The organism is Myxococcus sp. AM009 (assembly GCF_013372605.1).
Classification (GTDB): Bacteria; Myxococcota; Myxococcia; order Myxococcales; family Myxococcaceae; genus Myxococcus; species Myxococcus vastator.
In genome coordinates this window covers 36,723-47,493 of the sequence record NZ_JABXEP010000059.1, presented here as the reverse complement: position 1 = coordinate 47,493, position 10,771 = coordinate 36,723, and the positions used below count along the sequence as shown (strand labels likewise).

The following is a 10,771-nucleotide window of genomic DNA, read 5'->3' as shown; positions in this document are numbered from 1 at the left end:
GCCCTCGCCCGGCAACACCACGGAGGAGACCTGGGGCCCCCACCGGCGTGCCCCGCGAAGCGCCACCACGCCCGCGTCCTCCTCGGCGCGCAGCTCGTCCACCAGCGCGTGCGTCAGGGCCTCCGGCCCCTCGGCGGCCACGTCCACCAGCCGGCACGTCAGGCCCGGGGCCTCCAGCGCGATGCCGCGACATGCCCCCAGCAGCGTCGCCTTCTCCGGGCGGACGTGCTCCCCCTCGCCGACGGCGTGGACGCCATCGGCCACCGCCACCAGCGACACGGGCCGGCCACCGCCGTGCTCACCGAGCGCCTGCGCCAGCCACAGCAGGCTGTAGAACCCCAGCGCCTGCGCGTGTCCGAGCGTCTCGAACGAGAGCGGCGCGTCCGAGGGCCCCGTCACGCTCCAGGCATGCACCACGCGGTCCGGGAGCCGTCCCGCCGCCGCCAGCTCCCGCACCAGCCGCTGGTGGTCCTCGCGGCTGCCAGGGCGCAGGCCGTACAGCCCGTCCTCGCGCCGCTCGAAGGCCTCGGCCGGCACCACGCGCGTGGCGAAGGAGGCCGCGAGGCCCAGCCCGGCGAAGGTCGCTCGCGCCAGCCGCGAGTCGCCCAGGAACAAGAGCCACCGCTCCCCCTCGACGGGACGGCGCGGCGTGGGCCGCGGCAGCGCTGCCCACGAGGTGGCGTGGAACAGGCCCTCCTGCGCGTCGCGCGGGACGGCGGGGCCCTCCGCGGGCGCGTCCACCCAGTGGCGCTGACGCTCGAAGGGATAGGTCGGCAGGTGGACGCGCCCGCGGGGCTCGCCGCGCCAGAGCGCCGAGAGGTCCAGCGCGCCGCCCGCCTCCCACAGCCGCCCCAGCGTCTCCAGCAGCACCCGGCCATCGTGGACGGAGGCCTTCGGGTGGCGCATCGTCGACAGGAGGGTGGCCGTCGCGCCCTTCTCGGGGTGCATCCGCGCCAGCGCTCCCAGGCCGTTGCCCGGCCCCACCTCGAGCAGCACGCGCTCCTCGCGCAGGAGCATGCCCACGCCCCGGGCGAACTCCACCGCCTCGCGCATGTGGCGCACCCAGTAGTCGGGGGACGTGGCCTCCGCGGGGGTGATGAAGCGGCCCGTGAGGTTGGAGACGAACGGGATGCGCGGCGCGGACAGGGGGACCTGCTCGACCACCCGGCGGAACGCCGCCAGGGCGTCATCCACCATGTACGAGTGGAACGCGTGCGAGGTGCGCAGCATCCGGGCCGGAACGCCCCGCTCCGCGAGCGATGCCGCCAGCGCCTCCACCGCCTCGGGGTGCCCCGCCACGACACAGGAGGCCGGCCCATTCACCGCGGCCAGCGACAGCCGCTCGCTCAGCAGGCGGCGCACCTCGTCGCGCGGCAGGGGCACCGAGAGCATCTTCCCCGGCGGCAGCGCCTGCATCAGCTTGCCGCGCAGGGCGATGAGCCGCAGCCCGTCCTCCAGGGGGAAGACGCCCGCGAGGCACGCGGCCACCCACTCCCCCACGCTGTGGCCGAGCATCGCCGAGGGCTCCACGCCCCGCGACATGAGCAGCCGCGCCAGCGCGTACTCGACGACGAAGAGCGCCGGCTGGGTCAGCTCCGTGCGCTCCAGCCGTGCCAGCGCCGCGTCGCTCAAGTCCGCGTGGAGGACCTCCCGCAGGTCCAGTCCCAGGTGCGGCCGCAGGAGCGCCGCGCACCGGTCCACCGTGTCGCGGTACTCCGGCTCCACCTCGTACAGCCCCCGGCCCATGGCCGGGTACTGCGAGCCCTGCCCCGGAAACAGGAACGCCACCGGCGTCTGCCGGGCCGCCACGGGCTCCGCCGAGGGGTCGGCCTCCAGCGCCCGCGCCGCCTCGGCCGCGTCCGAGGCGACCAGCGAGGCGCGGAACGGCAGGGTTTTGCGGCCCATCGCCAGCGTGAAAGCCGCGTCCCCCAGGCCCACGGAGGGCTCACGGCGCAGGTGCTCGGCCAGCCGGCGCCGGGCGCGCTCGAGCGCCTGGGGGCTGCGCGCGGACAGCACCAGGAGCTGCTCGCGGCGACCGGGCGGCACGGGCTCCGGCGCGGGCGCCTCCTCCAGCACCACGTGCGCGTTGGTGCCGCCAATGCCGAACGCGCTCACCCCGGCCCGCCGAGGCGCCCCCAGGTCCGGCCAGGGCGTGGGCGCGGTGACGACGCGGAAGTGGCCCGACTCCAGGTCCAGGTGCGGGTTGGGTGTCTCGAAGTGCAGCGACGGGGGGATGGCGCCATGGCGCAGCGCGAGCGCCACCTTCATCAGCCCCGCGACGCCGGCCGCGGCGTCCGTGTGCCCCAGGTTCGACTTCACCGAGCCCAGCAGGCACGGCGTCGGGCGACGCGTCCCGGAGTCGAAGGCCCGCGTCAGCGCGGCGACCTCGATGGGGTCCCCCATGGGCGTCGCGGTGCCGTGCGCCTCCACGTACGCGACGCTCGCGGGGTCCACGTCCGCCACCGTGTACGCCGTGCGAATCACCTCCGCCTGCGAGTCCACGCTCGGCGCGGTGAAGCCCACCTTCGAGGCCCCATCGTTGTTGACGGCGCTGCCCTTGATGACCGCGTAGATGGAGTCCCGATCCCTCACGGCGTCTTCCAGCCGCTTGAGCACCACCGCTCCCACGCCATGACTGAAGACGGTGCCGCCCGCCTTCGCGTCGAACGTCCGGGTGGAGCCGTCGCGCGACAGGATGAAGTTCGGGTTGTGCAGGTAGCCGGTGCGCAGCGGCAGCGTGATGGCCGCTCCACCCGCGAGCGCCAGGTCCGACTCGAAGCTCAAGAGGCTCTGACAGGCCAGGTGCACGGCCACCAGCGACGTGGAGCACGCCGTCTGCACCGTCAGGCTCGGCCCCCGGAGGTTCAACTTGTAGGAGACCCGCGTGGACAGGAAGTCCTTGTCGTTGGAGATGAAGGCCGCGAAGAACTCCTCGAGCGGCACCGGGACTCCCGGCCGCGCCAGGTGCGTATAGAGGTAGCTGTTGAGCCCCATGCCCCCGAAGACGCCCACCGGCATCCCCGTCAGCCGCGTCGGCTCATAGCCCGCGTCCTCGAACGCCGCCCACGCGCTCTCCAGGAACACCCGCTGCTGCGGGTCCAGGAGCTGCGCCTCCCTGGGACTGAAGTCGAAGAAGCCCGCGTCGAAGCAGTCCGCGTCCGCGATGACGCCCTTGGCGCGCACGTAGCCCGGGTTGCGCAGCACGTCCGCCGGCACCCCCGCGGCCATCAACTCATCATCACGAAATCGTGAGATGGATTCGACGCCACCGAGGAGGTTCTCCCAGAACTCGCGAGCGCTCTCCGCCCCCGGAAAACGCCCTGCCATGCCAATCACGGCAATGCCGTGCAACTCCTGCCCCCCTGTATCCATCGACATCAGCCCCTGATGATGCGCGTGTTCCCCAAGCGCACGGTAGCATGAGTCGTTTGATTTTGAACGGAATTTTCTTATATTTCAGTATCATCAAATTAAGCAGAAATACCGAAGGAATCGGGTGCTCCGCGTTAGGCGAATTTTCGCGAGGGCGACGCGTACGCGCACGGGCCTCGCCGGCGGGAAGGGCGGCTGGACCGCAGACGCGCTCGGGCGTTCGTGGGTGCCGGTTTGAAATGACGGTTGAGGCGCTAATCTTCACTCAATCGTGGAGTTCGTCACGACGATGGGCGTGTCGTCATGATTCGAAATCTGCGGATGCGTCGGGTACCAGGACCCACCCGTGTTGCTCCGAATCACCGAGCGGTCGATGCGGATGTCCCCTGAGTGGTCGTTGCTCACGAAGAAGATGGCGCTGCCGTGCGCGTTGACCTCGTTGTGCTCAAGCCGGGTGCCGCAGAGTGACAGCGTCATCGTGTTGCCATCATTGTAGATGGCCCCGCCGCTGCCCCCACCCGGCGTCCCCGGCCGCGCGGGATTGGCGCCATTGCCGACGGCCCGGTTATGGGAGAACAGGCTGTTGATGAGGGTCCACGACACGCCGATGCTGCTGATGCCACCGCCGTTGGAGCAGGCGCCGCCGTAACCCGCCTTGCCACCGAAGGTCGTGTTCACCACGTACACCGGCTGGTTCCGGTGCTGGCTGAACACCCGGAGCGCGGCGCCGCCCACGTCTGGCCCCACGTCCGCGCAGACGTTGTTGAAGAACCGGGAGTTGATGACCTTCACGCGCCCGCCGCGAACCCAGACGGCGCCACCGCCGTCGAACTCGGTCTCCGCCTTGGAGCTGGCGTCCACGAACGTCAGGTTCTGCAGCGTCAGCCGGGGGTGGTCCTGGTCCTGGCAGTGCGCGGTCGTCCACACCTGGTCCGCGTCGCAGGTGTTCATGTACAGGATGCGGTGCCGCCCGGCCCCGCTGAGCGTCACCAGCCCCTTCCCGTCAATGACAATCTCCGGCCCCGTGTCGTTGAAGATTTTCGCCGTCCGCTCCAGGGTGATGGTGACGGGCTCGGGACCACAGTCGAAGGTGATGACCCCACCCCGCGCCACCGCCTGGAGGAACGCGTCACTGGTGCAGCTCGCCGGGCTCCCCGTGCCGACGACGGTGGTGGGCCGGGAGACGTCCGCGAGGCCGGCCTCGGCCGGGATGGCGCAGGTGGCCTCCGGGTTCGGATTCCCAGCGGGTGGCCCCTCCTTGGGATTCGTCAGGGGGTTGGGCGTGTCCACGCCCGCGTCCTCCTCCGAGCACCCCAGCCCACCGGCGAGGGAAAGTCCAAGCAGCACGAGCGCGGGCAGCCGACGAAGTCTCTCCAGGTGCATGACGCCTCCAGTCCGCCCCCAGTGTAGCGCCCCATTCCGGCCGCCTGCCCTGGCTGGCTCGGAATGGGGCCGCTGCCTGAAGCCTACCGCAGCGTCACGGCTGCCCGCCGAGCCACGGGCCCCATTGGACGAGCCTGCTGCCGCCCGCGGACTCACGCTGGCCCCCCGCCCCCACGCGCTCGGTGGCGCTGTCGAGCGACTGGAAGCGCGCTTCATACGGCACGCCCGCGAGCCCCGGCGCCCAGGGGTCCGCCGCGTAGGTCTCCGTGTAGACGTGCCGCGTGCCCTCGTCGTCGTCCGTGCGCTGCTCGGTCAGCGTGGGCACGCTCCGGTCCGCCATGGTGAAGGTGCCACCGGCACCCGCCTTGGCCGCGCCGGGAGGCCACGCCCCTGACACCAGCGCATCCCAGGGGAGGCTCATCACCAACTCCTCCAGGGCCTCTGGCTCCGCCTTGGAGAAGTCGGAGCAGGGGTCGCTCCCGGTGCCCACGGGCCCCTCCGAGCGAAGGACATAACCGCGCTCGGCGGTGAAACACACGCGCAGCACCTCCTGCGTGGGCGCCAGGTCCACCCTCCGGTCGTAATACGCGCCGGGCCCCAGCGGCCGCTCCAATGAGGGGGCGGGGGCGCTGGCCTCGGCGGAGCCCTCCTGGAACTCACGCAGCGACAGCTTGACGCCGCCCGGCGTCCGGAACCCGGCGGACTCGGTGCTCGCCTCCAGCAGGCCGCGCGTCAGGTAGAGCAACGTCGAATCATTGGCATACACGCGCGTGCGCAGCGGACCATCCACGGGACGCTGATCGCTGACATAGCGGGTGGCCTCCCAGTCGCGGCCGGAGAAGGACGGACGCTCCGCCGTCACCTGCCCTGGACGCGGCACGTCAACCGGGCGCGTCACGTCCGAGCGCACCGGAACCACCAGGTCCCTCGCCAGCCGCGTCTGAGACAACGGCTTGCCCGCCGCGTCCGTGAAGGCCACCCGCACGTAGACCCAGGGCTGCTGCACGGACACGACCTCCAGCGTCAACTGGCCATCGAGCGTGCGCGCGGCGTCAGCCTCACCAGGCGTGGGGCCCTGGTTCGCGGAGAAGGCATAGGTGACGCGATCACCCACGCGGGCGCGCTTCCAGGCCTCCGCGGCTTGTTGCGAAGTGGCGTCCTGGCGCTGGGCGTCCACGGGCGAGGGATTGCTCGACATCGTGCTCCCACAGCCAGGAAGGAACGACAGGACCGCGCCCAGCAGCGCGGCAACAGGACAGGTGACGTGGCGCATTGGCATACGCGACTGGATACACCGGCAGTGCATTCACGCGCACCTCTCGTCGGACGCGTGTATCCCTTCCCACCTCATTACAGGGTTGTAGTTTGTTTTCACCTATGTCAGATCATGCCTGGGGTGTCTTTGCCCCACGGGGCAGGTGACCGATAACCAGACATCACTGTGTGGTTTTGGAACGCTTGGCCGTTTCCAAGGAATCCACCGTCGTCTCGCGGGCTTGCGGCGGCCGACGTCAACTCCGTTTACGTACCCGTGACCTGGGCCTGGAGCGCATGGACTCCAAGCTAGTCAACGTTTTCGGGTTTCTCACCCTGCGGGATTCGTTGGCCCATCAATTGCTCAAGGGCCGGGACGCGTCTCGCCGCGGCTGGTGGATACCAGGCGGACGACGCGACCCCCCGCAGTCAAACGGACGAGGAATTTCCGATGCCCATGTTCCAGAAGATGTTCAAGGGAGCTGCTGTCCTCGCGGTGACCGGTAGCATGATGCTGACGGGCTGCGGCACCGACATGCAGGCCGGTGAGCAGAACGAGCAGGATGAGATCATCGCCAACCTGGTCGAGGCCGGCTTCCCGGCGGACGACATCCTGCTCTCCGACGGACAGGTGTACGTGGGCCGCGACTCGCACGTGACGCTCGAGGCGTCCCGCGAGATGCTCCAGTCGGACCTGTCGACGCCGGAGCAGTACCGCACGACGAACCTCGTCGCCGCGTCCATCAGCCGCATCTGCATCGTCCCGAACACCGCGTACTCCGGCAACGCCACGCTGATGTCCGGCCTTGACCGGGCGATCGCCAACTACAACGCGCTGGGCCTGTCGTTCCGGATGCAGCGTGGCGGCACGGGCTGCAGCGCGACCATCTCCGCGCGCACCATGTCCGGCGCTGGCGGCTCGGCGGGCTTCCCCTCCGGCGGCCGTCCCTACGGCATCATCAACATCGGCACCGGCACGGCCAGCTACGGCGTGGCCGTGGTCGAGCACGTCGTGACGCACGAGCTGGGCCACGCCGTGGGCCTGCGCCACTCTGACTACTACAACCGCAGCATCAGCTGCGGCTCCGGCGGCAACGAGGGCAGCGCGGGCGTGGGCGCCATCCACATCCCCGGCACGCCGACCACGGCCACCCGCGGCGGCTCGCTCATGAACTCCTGCTTCAGCTCGTCCGAGACGGGTAACTTCAAGAGCTCCGACATCACGGCGCTTCAGTACCTGTACTAAGTCATGGCGCGACACCCCACGGATTCCCGCATGACGCCGTGGGGTTCGCTCCTCGCTGGGACCGTCCTCCTGGGCTTCACCGCCTGCGGAGGACGGTCCGAGCAGACCGAGCCCGCCGTCTGTGAGCCACCCGCCAGACCGGAGGTTCGTGCTTTCGCGCAGTGCGGTCCGACGCTCGACTTCACCCCCATCAACAGCTACGTGGGTGAGTTCGCTGACGTCATCCAGGACCGGGAAGACGCCGTCGTGCTCATCGACGGGCGCTGCACCGGGACGCTGATTCATGCGGGCGCGGGCGCCGTGGTGCTCACCGCGGGCCACTGTGTCAGGCTCGGGGACATCCCGCTGATTGTCTTCAACTTCGAGGACGACGCGGACGGCGACCCTTTGATTACGGAAGGCACCGTCATCGAGCAGTCGATAGCGCCGGACTATGCGCTCATCCAGCTCGATGTCCTGCCGGATGTCCCCCCCATCCCGCTGACGACCCAGGCCACCGAGCGGCTGGCCATCCTCCAGCACCCCCGCGGATACCCCAAGGTCGTCGCCGAGGGCGATTACCTCGATTCGTGCAACGGGCTCGTTTTCTACGGCGACCTGGACACCCTGGTCAGCAGCTCCGGCGCAGGCGTCCTCAACCGGCGAGGGCACCTGCTGGGCGTCCACACCGACGGCGACTGTGAAGTCAGCGGACGGGGCTCCAACCGAGGCTGGACCGTGGAGTCGATTGTCGAAGCCTCCGCCTATCTGCAACCCGAGGACGTCGACGCGCCGGCCACGGCCACGCGCACACCAGGGGCGGATGCCCCCCACGCGCGGCTCGCGCCCTGAGCGCCAGGCCCGCTACGGCGCCGGAACGGTGATGTTCATCTTCACCGGACGGTGCTTGTTGTCACCCGTCTGCGGCAGGAATTCGAGGCCCTGGGTGCCAATGGCCTGAGATACGTAGAAGCCGTCGATGCGCAGGCCGGAGTCGGGGCCGCGCGGCTTCAAACCCGTGCGCGCGCCAATCTCGTTCGGGTCGCTGTCGACCACCTTGTTCCAATCCGCGCCCAGGACGAGCAGCCGGTCACTGCGGTTCGCGAACGCCACCACGCTGTCCGCCATCCTGGCGTAGGGGCTCCCCAGGCCCATCTGACAGCGCTCGGGCGGCATGTGCAGCGACGCAACCCGAATCCAGCGGTTGTTTTGCAATTGCACGTCCACGCGGGCAATCCACCGCGTCATGATGCCGCCCCCCGGGCAGGCGCTGGCGTCCACCCCCTTCACCAGTTGCAGCTCGCCGATGCTCTTCACCGCGGACTTGCGGATGATGACCGCGCTCCCCTGCCGATCCTCCGACGAGGTGTCCTGACGAACCGCCCAGCCGTCTCCGAGGATGTCGCGCATCCGCACGTACTTCGCCTCCTGGACGAACACGATGTCGGCCTCGGGACCAATGGTGTTCCAATCCCTGCGAGCCGCCTCGGCACGGTGGAAGTCCAGGTTGGCCGTCACGACCCGCAGCTGCGCCACCGCCACCGCCACCGCCACCGGCTGCGGCGCGGCCTGCTCGACGCGGGCCCAGGCCGCTCCGGACGCCACCATCACCGCGAGGACCACACCTGTCAGGGCTGCCAGTCGCTTCATCATCGCGCCCGTACCTTTCAAGAACGGCGTCACCACGACGCCGCCACAGGCTCCGGCACCAGGACCAGCCAATCAAGACTTGCACGCTTAACGCGCTGAGCGCCCCGCGACGGACGTGCCGCCGAACGCTTGCCTGCGGCGGCTCAGGCGGTGACGACCATGCCGTCGCGCACCGTCACCGGCCACGGGGTGAGCCGGCCACCCGAACACGGCCCGCCCACACACAGCCCGTCCTCCACCTGGAACAGGGCCCCGTGCCAGCCGCAGACGATGAGCGTCTTGTCGGGCGTCAGGTAGCGGTCCAGCTCGCGCGCGAGCGGCAGGCCCGCGTGGGGACACCGGTCCACGTAGCCGTGGACCGCGTCACCCTTGCGCACCAGGAAGCCGTGGAAGAACGCGTCCCCCATCTGGAGGACGAGGTTGCGCGCCCCGGGGTCCTCCAGGGCGCTCACCGGGAGCAGCTTCACGTTGGCCGGCGTCGACCAGACGCGCTTGCGCTCCGCCGGCGCCTCCTGCGCGCTCACGCGGCCCTCAAGGCAGCTTCGCCTTCTGGAAACCCGCCCAGCACGCGTCGTAGTCCTGCTGAAGCGCCGGCGACTCCATGGCGAAGCGCGTGGGCCGGAGGACCCAGCGCGACTCGAACATGAAGGCCAGCGTGTCCTTGATTTTGTGAGGCTTCAGGTCCGCCTGGACGGCCTGCTCGTAGCTGGTCCGGTCCGGGCCGTGGCCGCTCATGCAGTTGTGCAGCGAGCCGCCGCCCGGGGCGAAGCCGCCCGCCTTCGCGTCGTAGACGCCGTGCACCAGCCCCATGAACTCGCTCATCACGTTGCGGTGGAACCAGGGCGGCCGGAAGGTGTGCTCGGCCACCATCCACCGCGGCGGGAAGATGACGAAGTCGCAGTTGGCCGTGCCCGGCACCTCGCTGGGTGACGTGAGGACCGTGAAGATGGACGGGTCCGGATGGTCGAAGCTCACCGTGTTGAGGGTGTTGAAGCGAGCCAGGTCGTACTTGTACGGCGCCAGGTTACCGTGCCACGCCACCACGTCCAGCGGCGAGTACGCGTACCGGGCCGACCACAGCCGCCCCTGGAACTTCTGCACCACCTCCGTGGGCCGGTCCACGTCCTCGAAGGCCGCCATAGGCGTCAGGAAGTCGCGCGGGTTGGCCAGACCATTGGCGCCAATGGGCCCAAGGTCCGGCAGGCGGAAGAACGCGCCGTGGTTCTCACAGACGTAGCCCGCGGCCTGGCCTTCCGGCAGCTCCGCGCGGAAGCGCACCCCGCGCGGCACCACCGCGATTTCGCCCGGCGCCACGTCCAGCACGCCCAGCTCCGTCACCAGCCGCAGCCGCCCCGCCTGCGGGACGATGAGCAGCTCACCGTCCGCGTCGAAGAACACCCGGTCCACCATGGAGCGGTTGGCCGCGTACAGGTGGATGCTGATGCCCGCGCCCGACGCCGCGTCCCCGTTGCCCGCGTAGGTGACCAGCCCCTCCACGAAGTCGGTGGGCTGGGCCGGCGGGGGCTGGGGACTCCACCGCAGGCGGTTGGGGGAAGCGGGCACCTCGTCGAAGGGCCCGCTTCGCAACAGCCCCTGCGCCAGCGGTTGGAACGCCGGGTGGTTCGCGCTGGGCCGGAGGCGGTACAGCCAGGAGCGCCGGTTCTCCCGGCGCGGGGCCGTGAAGGCCGAGCCCGACAGCTGCTCGGCATAGAGGCCGAACGGCGCCCGCTGGGGCGAGTTCTGCCCCTCCGGCAGCGCGCCGGGCACCGCCTCAGTGGCGAACTCGTTGCCGAAGCCAGACAGATAGGCGCCGGGAGCCGTCTTGAGGACGCTCCCCGGCGACACCGCGGAGGAAGGCTGGGTAGTCACCGGATTCTCCTCGCAAGC

General features: G+C 70.2%; 8 protein-coding genes. 2 read left to right on the top strand and 6 right to left on the bottom strand.

Features of this window, described 5'->3' with window-relative positions; translation table 11 throughout:
- From HV824_RS16710 to HV824_RS16700, 3 genes are all read right to left on the bottom strand, one after another.
- A partial coding sequence (locus HV824_RS16710; protein ID WP_176423720.1) for a type I polyketide synthase occupies positions 1 to 3,336 on the bottom strand: 3,336 nt, incomplete at its 3' end.
- Between the two features lie 297 nt (positions 3,337 to 3,633).
- Entirely contained in the window at positions 3,634 to 4,755 is a 1,122-nt protein-coding gene (locus tag HV824_RS16705) for a hypothetical protein (protein ID WP_176417265.1), read from the bottom strand.
- A gap of 94 nt (positions 4,756 to 4,849) precedes the next feature.
- Positions 4,850 to 6,028, bottom strand: a complete 1,179-nt coding sequence (locus tag HV824_RS16700) for a DUF6068 family protein (RefSeq protein WP_255208097.1) — start codon at positions 6,026 to 6,028, stop codon at positions 4,850 to 4,852.
- A 432-nt stretch (positions 6,029 to 6,460) separates the two neighbouring features.
- Here HV824_RS16700 and prtB point away from each other — a divergent pair, with 432 nt between their 5' ends.
- Positions 6,461 to 7,255 (top strand): M57 family metalloprotease PrtB, encoded by a 795-nt coding sequence (prtB, locus tag HV824_RS16695; protein ID WP_176417267.1) that lies wholly within the window; start codon positions 6,461 to 6,463, stop codon positions 7,253 to 7,255.
- A 3-nt stretch (positions 7,256 to 7,258) separates the two neighbouring features.
- Entirely contained in the window at positions 7,259 to 8,086 is an 828-nt protein-coding gene (locus HV824_RS16690) for a serine protease (RefSeq protein WP_176417268.1), read from the top strand.
- A 12-nt stretch (positions 8,087 to 8,098) separates the two neighbouring features.
- Here the strand turns inward: HV824_RS16690 and HV824_RS16685 are convergent, their stop codons facing one another.
- The 3 genes from HV824_RS16685 to hmgA all read right to left on the bottom strand — a co-directional run bounded on the left by HV824_RS16685 (position 8,099) and on the right by hmgA (position 10,753).
- The gene (locus tag HV824_RS16685) at positions 8,099 to 8,887 is read right to left on the bottom strand and encodes an endonuclease/exonuclease/phosphatase family protein (protein WP_176423718.1); all 789 of its coding nucleotides are present in this window, start codon (positions 8,885 to 8,887) and stop codon (positions 8,099 to 8,101) included.
- Between the two features lie 140 nt (positions 8,888 to 9,027).
- A complete protein-coding gene (locus HV824_RS16680; RefSeq protein ID WP_176417270.1) occupies positions 9,028 to 9,408 on the bottom strand; it encodes a Rieske (2Fe-2S) protein in 381 nt (126 codons plus the stop codon).
- Between the two features lie 7 nt (positions 9,409 to 9,415).
- On the bottom strand, positions 9,416 to 10,753 hold the full coding sequence (gene hmgA, locus HV824_RS16675) for a homogentisate 1,2-dioxygenase (protein WP_176417271.1): 1,338 nt from the start codon (positions 10,751 to 10,753) through the stop codon (positions 9,416 to 9,418).
- Positions 10,754 to 10,771 lie beyond the last annotated feature (18 nt).

Excerpts from the sequence above, each read along its gene's own strand:
- HV824_RS16705 (WP_176417265.1), bottom strand. The coding sequence starts at position 4,755 with ATGCACCTGGAGAGACTTCGTCGGCTGCCCGCGCTCGTGCTGCTTGGA.
- HV824_RS16700 (WP_255208097.1), bottom strand. The coding sequence starts at position 6,028 with ATGCGCCACGTCACCTGTCCTGTTGCCGCGCTGCTGGGCGCGGTCCTG.
- prtB (WP_176417267.1), top strand. The coding sequence starts at position 6,461 with ATGCCCATGTTCCAGAAGATGTTCAAGGGAGCTGCTGTCCTCGCGGTG.
- HV824_RS16690 (WP_176417268.1), top strand. The coding sequence starts at position 7,259 with ATGGCGCGACACCCCACGGATTCCCGCATGACGCCGTGGGGTTCGCTC.
- HV824_RS16685 (WP_176423718.1), bottom strand. The coding sequence starts at position 8,887 with ATGATGAAGCGACTGGCAGCCCTGACAGGTGTGGTCCTCGCGGTGATG.